Below are 15,067 nucleotides of genomic sequence, written 5' to 3'. Positions count from 1 at the left end.
CGCGCGTCTTAGCGGCGGGGTTTTGGCCCCTTGCCACCGGGCCTCGCCGTTGGGCGTGCGCCGGGTTTGCCGGTCGGTCTGCCACCGGAACGCGCAGGGCCCTTGCCCGCAGCCGCTTTGCCACGTGGGGCGTGTTTGGCTTTGCCACCACCACGGCGGGGCGGCGGCGCGTCATCTTCGCTGCGCTCGACCGGCATGCCGGGCTGGCCTGCGCCGCCGAAACCACCGGGCTTGCGCCGGGGCGGGCGACGAACGGAGGTCGGCTTTTTGACGGCGGTGCCAGTGGGGTCTTCCAACTCCAACCCCAATTGGTCACGCACGACCTTGCGGCGCAATTCTTCGACTTCGCCGGTCTTCAACTCGCCCAATTGGAAGGGGCCATAAGACACGCGGATCAACCGGTTCACGGTGAGGCCCACGGCCTCCATCGCCCGTCGAATCTCGCGGTTGCGACCTTCGCGCAACCCGATGGTGAGCCAGGCGTTCGCCCCTTGCTGGCGGTCCAGCGACACATCCATCGGCTGGAATTGTTCACCCTCTACCGTGATGCCTTTGCGCAGTGGCTCCAGCATCTCGTCCGTCGGGCGGCCATTCACCCGCGCCCGGTAGCGGCGCAGCCAGCCGGTGCTGGGCAGTTCCAGCTTGCGTTTCACGCCGCCGTCATTGGTCAGCAGCAGCAGCCCTTCGGAATTGAGGTCGAGCCGCCCCACGGTCATCACGCGGGGCATGTCTTCGGGCAGGGCGTCAAAGATCGTCTCGCGGCCCTTTTCGTCAGAATTCGTCGTCACCAGTCCGGTAGGCTTGTGATAGAGCCAGATGCGCGGCGGCTCGGGCGCGCCGACGGGGGTGTTGTCGACGGTGATCTTGTCCTCGGACGTCACGTTCAGCGCGGGCGAGGTGATTTGTTCACCGTTCACCCGGACGCGGCCCGCTTCGATCATGCGCTCGGCCTCGCGGCGCGAGGCGATGCCTGCGCGGGACAGCACTTTGGCGATGCGGTCGCCTTTGCTGGCTTCGGACGAATCAGCAGTCGGGCCGGAGCCGGAGGAGGGTGGTTTCGCGTTCATACTCAGCGCTTACCCTGTTTCACGCCCTTGCGAAAGGGTGGCGTTTGCGGCCATGTGGCGGAATGGAGTTTCGCTCATATATGGCTCAGGCGCTGGCCGAAGCGCGCGCAGCGGCAGCGCGGGGCGAGGTGCCGGTGGGGGCTGTGGTGGTCTCTCCGACGGGCGAGATCGTGGCGGCGGCGGGCAATGAGACCCGCGCGCGGCATGATCCCACGGCCCATGCCGAGATGCTGGCCCTGCGGGCGGCCTGTGCGGCACTGGGGTCGGAGCGGCTGATTGGTCACGCGCTTTATGTCACGCTGGAGCCCTGTGCGATGTGTGCAGGCGCGATTGCGGCGGCGCGGATCGAGCGGCTGTTTTATGGCGCGGCGGATCCGAAGTCCGGCGGCGTGGCGCAGGGGGCGCGGGTGTTTTCGCACGCTCAGTGCCACCACGCGCCCGAGGTTTTTGATGGTATCGCCGCGGGCGAAGCCGAGGACCTGCTGACCGGTTTTTTCAAAGCTAAAAGAGGGGGCTAACCCATGGCGGGCAGTAAGGACTTGGCCGTATTCGTGCGCGAGGCGCTAAGCGCGGGCCGAAGCCGCGAGGAAATCGCCGCGGTGCTGACAGAGGCGGGCTGGTCGGCGCATGAGGTGTCTGACGCGCTCGACGGTTGGGCCGACGTGCCCTTCGCCCCGCCCGTACCGCGCCCGCAGCCTGTGGTCACGGCGCGGGACTTTTTTGTCTATGCGTTGATGTTTGGCGCGCTCTTGTTTGGCGCGGGCTATCTGGTGGGGCTGCTGCATGCCTTGATCGACCACCTGCTCGAGCCGTCAGGCCGCACGGCGGATCACCGTATCCGCTGGGCCATGGCGGTGCTGATCGTGACGCTGCCGCTGTACCTCTGGCTCGCCACACGTGAGCGCAGGCGGCTGGCGGCGGACCCGGCGTTGCAGCGCTCGGCCATTCGGTCTTGGATGACCAATGTGACGCTGCTCTTCGCCGCCGCCGTGCTCTTGGGCGATCTGGTGGCGGTGATCTATGCCTTTCTGAACGGAGACTTCACCCTGCAATTCGCGCTGAAGTCGCTTGTGGTCGCAGGCGTCGCCGGAGGGATCTTTGGCTATTACCGTGCGGGGAGCGCGCGGGGAGAGGTTGCGTGAACCGGCTGCTTTTTGTCGGGGTTCTGGCCGTTGTGCTGGGGGCCTTGGTTGCGGGCTTGGTCGTGGTTGGCGGGCCGGGGCATGCGCGGGCGGAAAAGCGGGATGAACAGCGGCGGGCTGATCTGCGGCGGGTTGCGGATGCGGTGATTTGTGAGGCGGGCGGTCAGGCGGGGTTTGCGCGGGCCTGTCGCGGGGCGTCTGATGCGGCTGATCCGCTGACGGGGGCGGCCTATGAGGTGGCGCGGGGTGAGGAGGCTTTTGCGGTCTGCGCGACGTTTGAGCTGGCGTCGGAGGAGGCGAGGGCTGATTGGCGCGCGCCTTTGCACTTTGACGGGGCGCGCGGATGCTTGCGCTACGAGCTTGTGCCGACTTCGGGCCAATGGGTGGCGCAAGAGCGCTGAGCCGGGCAGCGCCGGACCGGGGGATGGCGCTTCAGACGGGGCTATTTGGCAGTTTATGTTTGCTGCGGTGACTCGAACATTACCGGCACGCGCTACGACAGCGAAAGCGCCAGCCCATCGCACCAGAGGTGCGCTGTTGAATTGTCGGCACGCCTACGGCGTGACGGACGGTCTGGCGCTGCCCGGCGGCCTGCGGCCTTGATTCCGGGCGGGGTGAGCGCGGCGACGTTTCGAGTGTCCTAGCGACGTCATCCCCCCAACGCAAAAGGCCACGCGCAGTGCACGTGGCCCTTCAAACCATCAGGTCAGGCGATCTTACTTGATCTTGCCTTCCTTGTATTCCACGTGCTTGCGCGCAACGGGGTCGTACTTTTTGATGACCATCTTCTCGGTCATGGTACGAGCGTTCTTTTTGGTGACGTAGAAATGGCCTGTGCCCGCGGACGAGTTCAGACGGATCTTGATCGTGGTTGGCTTCGCCATGTGTCTTCTCCTGCTGCAGCGCCGCGCAGGCCTGCGTGAATTCTGAATTTCGGGTTCTAGTCAGACCCGCGCCCGAGTCAACCGCTATTTGCCCGCCCGAGGTCAAAAGACGCCGGATTTGTCGAAAAACCTGCCTTTCGATGCCGAAAGAGCAAGAAGTTGCGCGGAAGGCCTATAAGCCGGATTCTGTACCTGTCGCAAAACAGGCGATGACCATTCCTCTGACCGCACCGTTGCCGATGCGGCTACAGCTGCCAACCCGGACCTGCTGGGGCAGAAGAGCCCCGCCTCTGACCCAAAGATCAGTGGCGCGCGGTCCCTATTTGGCATTGCTCCCGGTGGGGCTTGCCGTGCCAGAACTGTTGCCAGCCCCGCGGTGGGCTCTTACCCCACCGTTTCACCCTTACCCCTCGGGTATTCCGGCAAGCCGGACCGAGTGGCGGTTTCTTTTCTGTGGCGCTTTCCGTCGGGTTGCCCCGCCCGGGCGTTACCCGGCACCGTTCCTTCTTGGAGTCCGGACTTTCCTCCCCGGTGCTTTTGCAAGCACCGAAGCGGCCATCCAGCCTTCCGCGCCTGACCGCCCTAGACGGGGGCGAGCGGCGCGTCAATGGGCACGGGGAGGGCGGCGAGATCGTCAGGGGAGAGAGGGCCACGCCCCTGCGGGCGGAACCGCATGCGCACGGTGCTGAGGAGCGTGTCATCGTCGCAGGGGGCGGTGAAGCCTACGGCCTCGGCGGCTTGCCGGAATGTCTTGGCCTCGACAGCATCCGGGGCAGGGCCAACCCCCGCGGGCAACGCCAGCCCCTGACGCCCCAACCGCGCCCAATCGAATCGGGGGCCGGGATCGAGTTTGCGGCCCGGTGCCATGTCGGAATGCCCGATCACCCCTTCGGGGGCGATGCCGTGCCGGGCCATGATGCCGGGCATCAGGGCCTCCAGCGCCCGCATTTGTGGCTCGGAAAAAGGATGATCGCCGCGGTTGTCCAACTCAATTCCGATGGAGCGCGAGTTGATGTCGTCCTGCCCCGCCCATTCACCCACACCCGCGTGCCACGCGCGCTGGTCTTCTTCAACCAATTGCAACACGCGGCCGTTGCCACAGATCAGGTAATGCGCCGAGACAGCCGCAGAGGGGTCGCAGAGCCGGTCCAGCGCCGCCTCGGCGCTGTCCATCGCGGTGTGGTGCAGCACGATCAAATGAGGGCGCAGCCCCCCGCGTCGCGGGCCGCAATTGGGCGAGGGATGCGCCGTGACGTCAGGCGCTTGGGCCATGGATCAGCCCTGAGCAGCCCGGCGGAAGGGCGTCGGATCCCAGTCGCAGGCAAAGCCGTCGCCATCAGGGTCCATGCCGTTGCGGTCTTTCTCAGGGCCACCGGCGGCGAGAAAGGCGATCTGCGCTTGGTCGGCATGGCCGTATTGCGAACAGGCCCGCTCATATTTGCGCGCTTTGTTGAAGCCGATGCGGCTATAGAGTTTCTGACCGACAGATTGCTTGGTCTGAAGTGCATAGGCCACAATGTTGGGGCCGCTGTCGGTCCGCTCGGGCAGGGCTTCGGGCTGAACGACCTGATATTGCGCACGGTTGGCGGCGACCCGGGCGGCATCGGCTTCGATGCTGCGCTGGTCCGAGACGGCGTCGAAGTTGTTTTCGTTCGAGATGCCAACGGCGTTGACCACGGCAGGGGCCGGGTTCGACGGGCTGGCCTGAACCGGCGCGCCGCCGGGTCGGGTGGCGGCAAGGACGCGGGCGGTCTCGGCCGCTGTGGCTTCGGGCGAGCCGTCATCAGGCACCGGGGTCGTGGCTGGCGTCGTGGCCGCGATGGCGCTGTCGATATTGTTGCCCGCCAGCGCTGCATCACGCGCACGCTGCTCGGCCTCGAAATTGCTATCGCCGAAACCCACGCCGCGCCCGGAATCGGGAATGGCCGGTTGGCAGGCTGCCAGAAGACCGCCTGCCGTGATCGCTAGAAGTGTCCGTGTGATCATCTGATCCGCTCTTGCCTGTTGATTACCGCCCGCGGGCTTACCACCATTTTTCCGGCTTGGCCACAAACCCAGCCGCCCGTTCCAGCGCATAGGCGGAGGACAGCAGTTCGGCCTCTTCCCACGGACGCCCGATCAGTTGCAGACCCAGCGGCAAGCCTGTCGCGCTTTGCCCTGTCGGCAGCGCGACACCGGGCAGACCAGCGAGGTTCACGGTGACGGTAAAGACGTCGTTAAGGTACATCGCCACCGGATCGGCGTCTTTCATTTCGCCCAGACCGAAGGCCGCCGAGGGGGTGGCGGGGGTGAGGATGCTGTCGATGCCTTGGGCAAAGACGTCCTCAAAATCTTTCTTGATCAGGGTGCGGACCTTGCGGGCGCGGTTGTAGTACGCGTCGTAGAAGCCTGCGGAGAGCACATAGGTGCCCACCATCACGCGGCGCTGGACCTCGTGACCAAAGCCCTCGGCGCGGGTTTTCTCGTACATCTCGGTGATGCCGTCGCCATGGTCGAGCTTGGCGCGGTGGCCAAAGCGCACGCCGTCATAGCGCGCGAGGTTCGAGGAGGCCTCGGCAGGGGCGATGACGTAATAGGCGGGCAGGGCGTATTTGGTGTGCGGCAGCGAGATGTCGACGATCTCGGCGCCCGCGTCTTTCATCATGGCGATGCCGTCTTGCCAGAGCTTTTCGATCTCCTCGGGCATGCCATCCATGCGGTATTCGCGGGGGATGCCGATTTTCTTGCCACGGATGTCGCCGGTCAGGGCCGCTTCGAAGTCTGGCACGGCCAAGTCGGCGCTGGTGCTGTCCTTGGCGTCGTGGCCGCACATGGCTTCCAGCATGATCGCGGCGTCGCGCACGGTCTTGGTCATTGGTCCGGCTTGGTCGAGCGAGGAGGCGAAGGCGACGATGCCCCAGCGGGAACAACGGCCATAGGTCGGCTTGATGCCCACGGTGCCGGTGAAGGCCGCAGGCTGGCGGATCGAGCCGCCGGTGTCGGTGCCGGTGGCGGCGAGGCAGAGATCGGCCGCCACGGCCGCGGCAGAGCCACCCGAGGAGCCGCCCGGTGTCAGTTCCGCCGTATCGCCTGCACGGCGCCACGGGTTCACCGCATTGCCGTAGACGGAGGTCTCGTTCGACGAGCCCATGGCGAATTCGTCCATATTGAGCTTGCCCAGCATGACCGCGCCGCTGTCTTTCAGCTTCTGGCTGACGGTGCTTTCATACTCGGGCAGGAAGCCTTCGAGGATGCGGCTGCCCGCTTGGCTTGGCACGCCCTTAGTGCAGAAGAGGTCTTTGATGCCAATGGGCAGGCCGCACATGGCAGGAGCGTCGCCTTGCTTGATGCGCGCGTCGGCAGCGGCGGCCTGTTCCATCGCGATCTCTGGCGTGCGGTGGACAAAGGCGTTGAGCGCGCCGGCACCGTCGATGGCCTTGAGGCAGGCTTCGGTCAGGTCTTTGGATGTGGTCTCACCCTTACGCAGGGCGTCGCGGGCGTCGGCAAGGCCGAGTTTGTTCAGATCGGTCATTATTCCACCACCTTCGGCACGGCAAAGAACCCTTCACGGGCATCGGGGGCATTGGCGAGAACTGCGTCTTGCTGGTCGCCGTCGGTGACCACATCTTCGCGCCGCTTGAGCCGCTGCGGGGTGACGGTGGTCATCGGCTCGATGCCTTCGACGTCCACTTCGCCCAGCTGTTCGATAAAGCCGAGGATGGTGTTGAACTCCTCTGCCAGCGCGGGGAGCGCATCGGGTTCGACCTTGATCCGGGCCAGTTTTGCCACGCGTGCGGCGGTGTTTTCGTCGATCGACATGAACATCTCCATCTCTTTGTGGGTCCTCTACCGTTTGGGGGCGGGCCTCGCAAGGGTTTGGAGGGTCGGAACGGAGCCGGGCGGCGCCAGACCGGGGGATGGCGCTTGATCGGGGGGCGTGCCCCTTAATTCTGGGCGATAGTATGCTGAGGGCTATCGGCTGCCCGCGGGTCGGCGATCCGACAGAATATCTTGCCACTTTATAGATCAGCCATGATGTGTGTCCTCGAAGTCGTACCCAGCCTCACCAAATCGCCTACCCGGGGGGCGGGCAGGCGATGGCCCGGCGCCTGCGGCTTGATTCCGGGCCGGGGTGGCAGGGGAGACGTTTTCTTGATTCCGCCGCAAGGAAGCGCAACTCTGTTGCGAGCAACAAATCAGGAGGATCCCATGAACATCATCTGGCTCGGCCACGGCTCATTCCGCATCGAGATCGAAGACCAAGTCCTGCTGATCGACCCGTGGCTCAACGGCAACCCGATGTTGTCGGAGGACCAGCACGCAGAGGCGATGAACGGTGCCACGCAAATCCTCGTCACCCATGGCCATTTCGACCACACCCAAGACATCGCCGATGTCGCCAGCCGCACCAATGCGCCGGTGGCAGGGATGTATGAGCTGATGGCATGGTTCGAGAGCAAGGGTGTGGCGCAGACCAACGGCTTTAACAAAGGTGGCACGATCCGCGTGGGCAATGTCGCGGTGACGATGGTGCCTGCTTCGCACTCTTCCTCCATCAGTGGAGACAATGGCCCGATCTACACGGGCATGGAGACCGGCTTTATGATCGCGGGCGAGGGGCATACGATCTACCACTCCGGCGACACCGCAATCATGGCGGATATGGACTGGATGGGCGACTACCACAAACCCGACATCGGCATCCTCTCGGCAGGGGGGCATTTCACCATGGACATGGCGCAGGCCGCCTATGCCGCGAAACGGTACTTTGACTTCAAGACGGTGATCCCCTGCCACTACCGGACCTTCGACCTGCTGGAGCAATCGGCCAAAGTGCTGGCCGACGGTCTGCCCGGTGTTGATGTGGTCGAGCCGCAGGTTCTGCAGCCAATCAAGCTCTGACTAACCACGCCGAATGGCCCGGTGCCAGCCAAGGCATCAGGCGAACTGCTTCAAATTGGGGGAGGGGCCGTTGATAAAAAGGCGGCGCCGCCAGATCGGATGTGCAAAGCAGGTTTCCCTGCACCTCAAAGCGCATTGACGTGACCCCTTTGGGGCCTTTCATCCTATGGGTGCCAAGAGGGTGGAAAGTCCTCTGGCGCAATCGCGATTGGTGAGGGTTCTAACCTTCGATGCTTACCACCACCTAACCCAAGCGCACGGTCCCGGTGCAACGCTGCTGGCTTGCCATGCCGCACCGAAGCCGCGATACTTAACGCTAAGCTATTGGGGAAATGCCATGTCTGCCAAACTGAGTGCCGCGATCCTGATCCTGCTGACAGCGGCCTGCATGCCGATTGAGCAGGCCAAACCGACCGGGAGCGTCGGCTTCACCGGCATTGGCGGAGACCGCCCGGTGATCTTCCCCGCGGACCTGATGGTCTGGGAACCGAACTAGACCGCCCCGCCGCCTCATGCCCAGAGAAGGCCATTACATTAACCGCAGCAACTGGCTGCGCGCCGCCGTTTTGGGGGCGAACGATGGTATTGTGTCCTCGGCCAGTCTGCTGGTCGGGGTGAGCTCTGCCGGAATGGCGCATGACAATGTTGTGCTGACCGGTCTTGCCGGCCTCACCGCCGGGGCGTTGTCGATGGCGGCGGGGGAATATGTATCGGTCTCGGCGCAATCAGATGTGGAACGGGCTGATCTGGAACGCGAACGCGTGGCGCTGATCGAAGACCCGGATTACGAGCTGAGCGAATTGGCCGAAGGGCTGGAGAACCGCGGCGTGGAAAGTGACCTCGCTCTGGAAGTCGCCGCGCAGATGACCGACCACGACGCGCTGGGCGCCCATGCGCGGGAGGAATTGGGAATGTTTGGTCTCGCCGGACAAGCCGACCCGCTGCAGGCTGCTGTCGCATCGGCAGGGGCCTTCGCGCTGGGCGGCGGGTTGCCGTTTCTGGCGGCGGTCCTCGCCCCGGACGGGATACGCGGCATGGCTGTGGCGCTCATTGCCGTGCTGGCGCTGGTGCTGCTCGGGGCCGGCGGCGCGCGGCTGGGCGGCGCGCCTGCTTGGCCTGCAGTGCGGCGGGTGGTGTTCTGGGGCGGGCTGGCGATGGCCGTGACCGCCGGGGTCGGGCAGTTGTTTGGAGCCGTCGGCTAAGCGGGTTCGAGCGCGTGCTCGGTGATCCAACTTTGCCGTAGAGCACAGGCGGCGATCAGGGGGATCGCGGCGGCGCCGAGGAAGGCAATTTCCGGCCCCGGACCTTTAAGCACCAGACCGGCAAAGCTCGGGCCAATGACGCTGCCGCTGGCGGTTGCGAGCAGCGTCGCGGTGAAGCTCATCGACGGCAGAGACGGGAAGAGTTTCTCGGACCAAAAGGCGAGAACGGCGCTGGTCATCATGACATTTATCCCCTGCAACCCCGCCGAGATCACCAGCGCGGTCCAGCTGTCGGACAGCAAAGCGGCGAGGGCAAAGGAGGTCGCGGCGGCGAGCAGCAAGAGCTGCACAAGCGGTGCCAATCCGATGCGGTCGCGAATGCTGCCCGTCAGCAACCCAGCCAGCCCAAAGAACCCGTAGCTGAGAAACACCACCGAGGGGACGGCGCTGTTCGGCATGCCGAGCAAGCTGCTTTGCGAAAAATGGTCGGCGGCGAAGGAAATGTAGATGGACGACGTGATGCCAAAGACAAAGGCCAAGCCGAAGAGCGGGACGGCACTTTGTTGCAGCAGCATCCGCCAAGACGCATCTGGCGCGGCCTCGGGGGCTCTGCCCACGGGGCGCAGCGCGGTCCAGTTGCCGATAAGGCTGGCGAGGGCCAGCAGCGCGAAAACCCCCCAGCAGATGCGCCAATCGAGGCCCGTAAAGACCATGCCGAGCGCAATCGCCGCCGCCAACATCACACCGACGCTCGTGCCGGTGCTGATCTCTGAAAGAGCCGTGGGCCGGTCGGTGTCTCTAATCTTGCGATGCACGGCGTCGTTAAACGGCGTCCAGGCGAAGCCGGCACTGGAAGCCGCTAGAGACACGCCGGCCGCCAAGACAGTGGGATTGGGCGCGAGCGCCACGACGCCAAGCCCCAGCGTTGCCGCTGCCAACCCGGTGAGGACCGGCGCCGCCGGGCCTTTGCGGTTCAGCAGATATTGCGCGATCAACAGCCCGATGAAGAAACCCGCAAAGCCGAGGCTGGAGATCAGCCCCACCGTCGCTGGCGAGAGCTAGAAGGACGATTTGAAGGCAGGCACAAAGAGGCCAAAGCCCATGCGCGCCGGTCCGTAGCTGATGGCAGTGGCCGCGAAACCGGCGGCAGATAGGCTGTGAAAATAGTTAATGGCGCGGCCCTCCGTTCCCTATTTAGCGCGAAAAGGGGCGGCTCGGTTCCGCGCGGGGGGAGATTAAACGTCGCGCCAACGAAAAAGGGCCGGTCCCTTTCGGAACCGGCCCCCCCCCTTGTCTCAATGCCCGCTGGCTTATTCGCGATTGCCGAAGAGCGACAGCAGCATCATGAACATGTTGATGAAGTCCAGATAGAGGCTCAGGGCGCCCATGATGGCGGCTTTGCCCAGCCACTCGGTGTCGCCGTGATGCGCGTGGGCCAGATACTCGGTCTTGATCTTCTGCGTGTCATAGGCGGTCAGACCTGCGAAGATCAGCACGCCGAGGGCGGAAATGGCAAACATCAGCGCCGAAGAGGCGAGGAAGATGTTCACGATGGATGCCACGATCAGGCCAATCACACCCATGATCAGGAAGCTGCCCCAACCGGAGATGTCCTTTTTAGTGGTGTAGCCCCAGAGCGACAGGCCCGCGAAGGCGATCGAGGTGATCAGGAACACCTGCGCGATGGAATAGCCGGTGAAGACCAGAAAGATCGAGCTGATCGAGATGCCCATGACGGCGGCAAAGGCGTAGAACACGACCTGCGCTGTCGCGGCGGACATTTTGTTAATCATCGCGCTAAAGCCGAAAACAAAGGCCAAAGGTGCGAACATCACGACCCATTTCAACGGCGAGGCATAGAGCGCGTAGCCGATTTGCGTCAGGTACTTGCTCTCGCTCAGCTGCGCCACACCGGCGGCAGGGTCCGTGGTGACCGACAGGCCAGAGATGGCCCAAGCGGCGGCGAAGGTGATGAGCATGCCAATCGACATGGTGCCATACACCTTGTTCATATGGGCGCGCAGACCCTCGTCGATCGCAGAGGCGCGCGACCCGGCGGTTGAGCGAATTGTATTGACGTCAGCCATTTAGTGACTCCCATTGGCAAAGTAGCGTGCCCAAAGCTCGGCGGCACGTTGTTGGGTTGAATATCGGGTCTGAGCGCTTGAAATTCAAGTCTCTTAGAGTCTGATTTTAGGGGCGTTTCTGACCCGAAGCTTGTATTGATTATGTCGAATTTTAAGGCAAATTCGACGGGTGTGCAAAGCGACACTCAGCCGCACAGCAAGCGCGACGGGCTCTACCACCGTCCCATCGGCGGATTTTGTCCTATGAGCGCAGCGCTTCATATGTTTACAATTTGACCACCCAACGGCTTGCCGCGCCGCTGCGGGGCAGACATCCCGCGCACGCAAGAACATCTTTAATATCAACCTATTCATCTCAGGGTTGCCTATGATCGTGCCGTAAACATCATAGCAGGGCACCTATTCTACCTTAAGGGCAATGCCGCTTCTTTCCGAGGTCTTCTCCCTCAGGTTGCCGGGAAAAATAGGGCGAATGCTCACTATCGCGTGAAAGGGCTTTGTCGAAAGCAACGCAACCGCTATGTTTGTCTCATGGCTCCCGGTGCAACCCCTGCGGTATTGTTGGGCGGCGGGGCAGACGACACTTCTGTCGCAAATACAGTTCGGCACATGACGCGTGCCCCCGATAAGGAATAGGCGAGATGGTTCATGTGGTGGATGTACATGTCGGCAAGCGCATACGGCAACGGCGCTGGCTGACCGGGATGACACAGCAAAAGCTGGCCGAAATGGTTGGCATCAAGTTTCAGCAAATCCAGAAATACGAGACTGGCGCGAACCGTGTCAGCGCCTCGCGGCTCTGGGACATTGCGGACGCTTTGGAGGTGCCGGTGTCCTTCTTTTTCGAAGGGCTAAAGGAGGACGGCACGGAGGTCGCCCCCGAAGAGGGTCTGCCCGCCGATCTGATGGGCGACAAGGAAGCGATGGAGCTGGTGCGGTCCTATTACGCGATCCCGGAAAACCAGCGGCGTCGGTTGTTTGAACTGGCGCGGGTCTTGAGCGACGTGGCCTGATACGACCTCTGGTTGAAATGCACGTATATGCTGGCCGTTCCGCGGTAAAAGCGGGGCGGCTTTTGCAGTCTGAGGCTTGCGCAGAGACCCGCAAACTGCCAAGCATTTTGCATGGTAAACACGACAGATTTTGACCCCGACATCCGCCGCGTGGCGCATCTCATGGCGGATGCCGCACGGGCGGTGATCCTGCCCTATTTCCGCGCGCTTGATCTGATTGCCGACAATAAACTCGGCGCAGGCTTTGATCCAGTGACGGAGGCAGACCGCGCCGCCGAACGGGCGATGCGCGAGGTTTTGGCGCAGGAGCGTCCGGCGGACGGATTTTTGGGCGAAGAATATGGCGCGCAGCCGGGGACGTCGGGGCTGACTTGGGTGCTCGACCCGATTGATGGCACCCGCGGGTTTCTCAGCGGCACGCCGACATGGGGTGTGCTGATCGCGGTGAGTGACGTGTCGGGGCCGTTTTATGGGATCATCGACCAGCCCTATATCGGCGAGCGGTTTGAAGGTGCGCCGGATGGGGCGCTGCTGACGGGTCCACATGGCCAGCGCAGCCTTGCGACACGCGCGCCGCGAGACCTGCGTCAAGCGATTGTTTTCACGACATTTCCGGAAGTGGGCAGCACGCAAGAGGCCGCGGCGTTTCGCGCCGTGTCGGCACAGGCTCTGCTGACCCGTTACGGGATGGATTGCTATGCCTATGCGCTCGTCGCGGCGGGGCAGGTCGATCTGGTGATCGAGGCGGGGCTCAACGCCTATGACATTCAGGCGCCCATCGCGGTGGTACAGGCCGCGGGTGGGATCGTGACTGATTGGCAGGGAAATCCGGTGCATGAGGGCGGGCGTGCCGTGGCGGCGGCGAATGCCGAAATTCACGCGCAGGCTTTGGCGATCCTGTCGGAGCACTGACCCGCGCGTTGACGCATTGCTCAACTTTAGGTTATGGAAACGGCTCAGGTCGGTTCTCATGCCCGTTTTCCATCGGCCCCATGCATTCTTCATGAGACGGGCGATTGAAGAGTGTGCGCAATGGCCGAAATTCTCATCCGCGGGGCGGACCACCTTGTCACCATGGATGACGACCGTCGTGAGCTAGCCGGCGCTGACCTGCTGCTGCGCGATGGGGTGATTGTCGAGATCGGGCAGGGTCTGCAGACCACGGGCGAGGTCGTCGAGGCCAAAGGCTGCGTCGTGACCCCCGGCTTGGTCAACACGCACCATCATCTGTACCAAAGCATGACCCGCGCCGTGCCGGGCGCACAGGACGCGCTGCTGTTTGGCTGGCTGCAACGGCTCTACCCGATCTGGGCGCGGATGGGGCCGGAGCATATGTTCGTCTCGGCGCAGATCGGGCTGGCGGAGATGGCGCTGTCGGGCTGTAGTTTGAGTTCGGATCACCTGTATCTCTACCCTAATGGCGTGCGGCTGGAGGATACGATCCACGCCGCCGCCGAACTGGGGCTGCGGTTTCATCCGACGCGGGGGGCGATGAGCATTGGCGAAAGCAACGGTGGCCTGCCGCCCGACATGCTGGTCGAGCGTGAGGCGGCGATTTTGGAGGATAGCATTCGTGTGGTGGATGCCTTCCACGATCCGGCCGAAGGGTCGATGTGCCGTGTGGGCTTGGCACCCTGTTCGCCGTTTTCTGTCAGCCGCGAATTGATGCGCGACACGGCGCTGTTGGCGCGGGACAAGGGGGTGATGCTGCACACCCATCTGGCCGAGAATGCTGAGGATGTGGCCTATTCGCTTGAGAAATTCGGCTGCCGGCCTGGGCAATATGCTGAGGATCTGGGTTGGCTGGGTGACGACGTTTGGCATGCGCATTGTGTGCAGTTGGACGCGGGCGAGATTGACCTTTTTGCACGCACGCGCACCGGGGTGGCGCATTGTCCTTGCTCAAATTGTCGCTTGGGGTCGGGCATCGCGCAAGTGCGCGCCATGCTCGATGCGGGGGTGCCGGTGGGGTTGGGAGTCGATGGCTCGGCCAGTAACGACTGCGGCAATCTCGCGGCGGAGGCGCGGCAGGCGATGCTCTTGCAACGCGTGGCGCAGGGCGCGGATGCGATGAGCCCGCGGGCGGCGCTGGAGATGGCGACGCGGGGCGGCACGGATGTGCTGGGGCGGCCTGATTGCGGACGGCTGGCGGTCGGCAAACGCGCGGATGTGGCGATCTGGGATGTGTCCGGCGTGGCGAGTGCGGGCAGTTGGGACCCTGCTGCGCTGCTTCTTGCCGGGCCGACGGCTGTGCGGGACCTTTTTGTTGAGGGGCGGCAAGTGGTGCGCGATGGTCAGGTCGTGACGATTGATCTGGCCGCACAGGTGGCGCGGCAGAATGAACTGGCGAGGGGGCTTGCTGGATGAGGCATGTTTTGGCGGCGGTGATGGCGCTGGCGGCGGTTCCGGCTTTGGCTGATCCGATGGGGCTGGAGGCCGTGAATGCGCTGCGGGATGTGAAGGGGTTGAAGCCTCTGAGCTATAGCGACCGGTTGGAGCAGGCGGCGCAGGCCCATGCCCGCGATATGGCGAAACATGGGTATTTCAGTCACAGCGGGCGGAATGGTTCGACTGTGGGGAAACGGGTGACGAAGGCGGGGTATCAGTGGTGCTTTGTGGCCGAGAATATCGCCAAGGGTCAGCGGTCTTTGAACGCGGTGATGAGGGGCTGGACCAATTCGTCCGGGCATTATCGGAATATGGTTGAGCCGCGTGCGCATGAGATGGGGATGGCGCGGGCTGAAGGCGATGTTTGGGTGATGGTGCTGGCGGCACCTTGTTGAACGCTCGA

The 15,067-nt window shown here is 63.7% G+C and carries 17 protein-coding genes, 1 other RNA gene and 1 pseudogene; 10 read left to right on the top strand and 9 right to left on the bottom strand.

What is annotated here, in order from left to right; translation table 11 throughout:
* Positions 1-8: 8 nt before the first annotated feature.
* The gene (locus BLS57_RS05405; RefSeq protein ID WP_093739927.1) at positions 9-1,067 is read right to left on the bottom strand and encodes a pseudouridine synthase; all 1,059 of its coding nucleotides are present in this window, start codon (positions 1,065-1,067) and stop codon (positions 9-11) included.
* A gap of 62 nt (positions 1,068-1,129) precedes the next feature.
* On the opposite strand from BLS57_RS05405, the gene BLS57_RS05400 reads away from it, so the two are divergent.
* The 3 genes from BLS57_RS05400 to BLS57_RS05390 are packed head-to-tail and all read left to right on the top strand — an operon-like array spanning position 1,130 to position 2,610.
* Positions 1,130-1,585 carry a nucleoside deaminase gene (locus BLS57_RS05400; RefSeq protein WP_093739925.1) on the top strand — a complete coding sequence of 152 codons (456 nt, stop codon included), beginning with the start codon at positions 1,130-1,132 and terminating at the stop codon, positions 1,583-1,585.
* Between the two features lie 3 nt (positions 1,586-1,588).
* Positions 1,589-2,209, top strand: coding sequence for a DUF5671 domain-containing protein (locus tag BLS57_RS05395; protein ID WP_093739923.1), 621 nt, complete (start codon positions 1,589-1,591; stop codon positions 2,207-2,209).
* Positions 2,206-2,610 (top strand): hypothetical protein, encoded by a 405-nt coding sequence (locus BLS57_RS05390; RefSeq protein ID WP_093739921.1) that lies wholly within the window; start codon positions 2,206-2,208, stop codon positions 2,608-2,610. The genes BLS57_RS05395 and BLS57_RS05390 overlap by 4 nt, the downstream gene beginning before the upstream one ends.
* Before the next feature lie 315 nt (positions 2,611-2,925).
* On the opposite strand, the gene rpmG is transcribed toward BLS57_RS05390, so the two are convergent.
* The 6 genes from rpmG to gatC form a co-directional block, all read right to left on the bottom strand.
* Entirely contained in the window at positions 2,926-3,093 is a 168-nt protein-coding gene (rpmG, locus tag BLS57_RS05385) for a 50S ribosomal protein L33 (protein ID WP_007119221.1), read from the bottom strand.
* Between the two features lie 159 nt (positions 3,094-3,252).
* Positions 3,253-3,664: RNase P RNA component class A (gene rnpB, locus BLS57_RS05380), an RNA gene on the bottom strand.
* An 11-nt stretch (positions 3,665-3,675) separates the two neighbouring features.
* Positions 3,676-4,365, bottom strand: coding sequence for an N-acetylmuramoyl-L-alanine amidase (locus tag BLS57_RS05375; RefSeq protein ID WP_093739919.1), 690 nt, complete (start codon positions 4,363-4,365; stop codon positions 3,676-3,678).
* A gap of 3 nt (positions 4,366-4,368) precedes the next feature.
* Positions 4,369-5,079 carry a hypothetical protein gene (locus BLS57_RS05370; RefSeq protein ID WP_093739917.1) on the bottom strand — a complete coding sequence of 237 codons (711 nt, stop codon included), beginning with the start codon at positions 5,077-5,079 and terminating at the stop codon, positions 4,369-4,371.
* A gap of 37 nt (positions 5,080-5,116) precedes the next feature.
* Positions 5,117-6,604 carry an Asp-tRNA(Asn)/Glu-tRNA(Gln) amidotransferase subunit GatA gene (gene gatA, locus BLS57_RS05365; RefSeq protein ID WP_093739915.1) on the bottom strand — a complete coding sequence of 496 codons (1,488 nt, stop codon included), beginning with the start codon at positions 6,602-6,604 and terminating at the stop codon, positions 5,117-5,119.
* Positions 6,604-6,891: an Asp-tRNA(Asn)/Glu-tRNA(Gln) amidotransferase subunit GatC gene (gene gatC / locus BLS57_RS05360; protein ID WP_093740354.1), complete on the bottom strand. Its 288-nt coding sequence runs from the start codon at positions 6,889-6,891 to the stop codon at positions 6,604-6,606. The genes gatA and gatC overlap by 1 nt, the downstream gene beginning before the upstream one ends.
* Positions 6,892-7,281: 390 nt before the next feature.
* On the opposite strand from gatC, the gene BLS57_RS05355 reads away from it, so the two are divergent.
* The 3 genes from BLS57_RS05355 to BLS57_RS05350 all read left to right on the top strand — a co-directional run bounded on the left by BLS57_RS05355 (position 7,282) and on the right by BLS57_RS05350 (position 9,176).
* A complete protein-coding gene (locus tag BLS57_RS05355) occupies positions 7,282-7,974 on the top strand; it encodes a metal-dependent hydrolase (protein ID WP_093739913.1) in 693 nt (230 codons plus the stop codon).
* A 337-nt stretch (positions 7,975-8,311) separates the two neighbouring features.
* A complete protein-coding gene (locus BLS57_RS19720; protein ID WP_167356372.1) occupies positions 8,312-8,470 on the top strand; it encodes a hypothetical protein in 159 nt (52 codons plus the stop codon).
* 16 nt (positions 8,471-8,486) lie between these two features.
* Positions 8,487-9,176 carry a VIT1/CCC1 transporter family protein gene (locus tag BLS57_RS05350; protein WP_093739911.1) on the top strand — a complete coding sequence of 230 codons (690 nt, stop codon included), beginning with the start codon at positions 8,487-8,489 and terminating at the stop codon, positions 9,174-9,176.
* On the opposite strand, the pseudogene BLS57_RS05345 reads toward BLS57_RS05350, so the two are convergent.
* A pseudogene (locus BLS57_RS05345) lies at positions 9,173-10,222 on the bottom strand (MFS transporter); the annotation flags it as partial. The gene BLS57_RS05350 and the pseudogene BLS57_RS05345 sit on opposite strands and share 4 nt — an antisense overlap.
* Positions 10,223-10,486: 264 nt before the next feature.
* Positions 10,487-11,263, bottom strand: a complete 777-nt coding sequence (locus BLS57_RS05340) for a Bax inhibitor-1/YccA family protein (protein ID WP_093739907.1) — start codon at positions 11,261-11,263, stop codon at positions 10,487-10,489.
* 641 nt (positions 11,264-11,904) lie between these two features.
* Between BLS57_RS05340 and BLS57_RS05335 the strand changes: the two genes are divergently transcribed.
* From BLS57_RS05335 to BLS57_RS05320, 4 genes are all read left to right on the top strand, one after another.
* Positions 11,905-12,276 (top strand): helix-turn-helix domain-containing protein, encoded by a 372-nt coding sequence (locus tag BLS57_RS05335; RefSeq protein ID WP_093739905.1) that lies wholly within the window; start codon positions 11,905-11,907, stop codon positions 12,274-12,276.
* Positions 12,277-12,387: 111 nt separating this feature from the next.
* On the top strand, positions 12,388-13,188 hold the full coding sequence (gene hisN / locus BLS57_RS05330) for a histidinol-phosphatase (RefSeq protein WP_093739903.1): 801 nt from the start codon (positions 12,388-12,390) through the stop codon (positions 13,186-13,188).
* A gap of 120 nt (positions 13,189-13,308) precedes the next feature.
* The gene (locus tag BLS57_RS05325) at positions 13,309-14,643 is read left to right on the top strand and encodes an 8-oxoguanine deaminase (RefSeq protein WP_093739901.1); all 1,335 of its coding nucleotides are present in this window, start codon (positions 13,309-13,311) and stop codon (positions 14,641-14,643) included.
* Positions 14,640-15,059, top strand: a complete 420-nt coding sequence (locus BLS57_RS05320) for a CAP domain-containing protein (RefSeq protein WP_093739899.1) — start codon at positions 14,640-14,642, stop codon at positions 15,057-15,059. The genes BLS57_RS05325 and BLS57_RS05320 overlap by 4 nt, the downstream gene beginning before the upstream one ends.
* Positions 15,060-15,067 lie beyond the last annotated feature (8 nt).

Source organism: Sulfitobacter delicatus (genome assembly GCF_900102535.1).
GTDB lineage: Bacteria > Pseudomonadota > Alphaproteobacteria > Rhodobacterales > Rhodobacteraceae > Sulfitobacter > Sulfitobacter delicatus.
The sequence above is the reverse complement of the archived record's forward strand: the minus strand, read 5'-3'. Positions and strand labels throughout refer to the sequence as shown.

Excerpts from the sequence above, each read along its gene's own strand:
- BLS57_RS05370 (WP_093739917.1), bottom strand. The coding sequence starts at position 5,079 with ATGATCACACGGACACTTCTAGCGATCACGGCAGGCGGTCTTCTGGCA.
- hisN (WP_093739903.1), top strand. The coding sequence starts at position 12,388 with ATGGTAAACACGACAGATTTTGACCCCGACATCCGCCGCGTGGCGCAT.
- BLS57_RS05335 (WP_093739905.1), top strand. The coding sequence starts at position 11,905 with ATGGTTCATGTGGTGGATGTACATGTCGGCAAGCGCATACGGCAACGG.
- BLS57_RS05325 (WP_093739901.1), top strand. The coding sequence starts at position 13,309 with ATGGCCGAAATTCTCATCCGCGGGGCGGACCACCTTGTCACCATGGAT.
- gatA (WP_093739915.1), bottom strand. The coding sequence starts at position 6,604 with ATGACCGATCTGAACAAACTCGGCCTTGCCGACGCCCGCGACGCCCTG.
- BLS57_RS05375 (WP_093739919.1), bottom strand. The coding sequence starts at position 4,365 with ATGGCCCAAGCGCCTGACGTCACGGCGCATCCCTCGCCCAATTGCGGC.
- rpmG (WP_007119221.1), bottom strand. The coding sequence starts at position 3,093 with ATGGCGAAGCCAACCACGATCAAGATCCGTCTGAACTCGTCCGCGGGC.
- BLS57_RS05395 (WP_093739923.1), top strand. The coding sequence starts at position 1,589 with ATGGCGGGCAGTAAGGACTTGGCCGTATTCGTGCGCGAGGCGCTAAGC.
- BLS57_RS05350 (WP_093739911.1), top strand. The coding sequence starts at position 8,487 with ATGCCCAGAGAAGGCCATTACATTAACCGCAGCAACTGGCTGCGCGCC.
- BLS57_RS05405 (WP_093739927.1), bottom strand. The coding sequence starts at position 1,067 with ATGAACGCGAAACCACCCTCCTCCGGCTCCGGCCCGACTGCTGATTCG.
- BLS57_RS05400 (WP_093739925.1), top strand. The coding sequence starts at position 1,130 with ATGGAGTTTCGCTCATATATGGCTCAGGCGCTGGCCGAAGCGCGCGCA.
- gatC (WP_093740354.1), bottom strand. The coding sequence starts at position 6,891 with ATGTCGATCGACGAAAACACCGCCGCACGCGTGGCAAAACTGGCCCGG.
- BLS57_RS05320 (WP_093739899.1), top strand. The coding sequence starts at position 14,640 with ATGAGGCATGTTTTGGCGGCGGTGATGGCGCTGGCGGCGGTTCCGGCT.
- BLS57_RS05355 (WP_093739913.1), top strand. The coding sequence starts at position 7,282 with ATGAACATCATCTGGCTCGGCCACGGCTCATTCCGCATCGAGATCGAA.
- BLS57_RS19720 (WP_167356372.1), top strand. The coding sequence starts at position 8,312 with ATGTCTGCCAAACTGAGTGCCGCGATCCTGATCCTGCTGACAGCGGCC.
- BLS57_RS05340 (WP_093739907.1), bottom strand. The coding sequence starts at position 11,263 with ATGGCTGACGTCAATACAATTCGCTCAACCGCCGGGTCGCGCGCCTCT.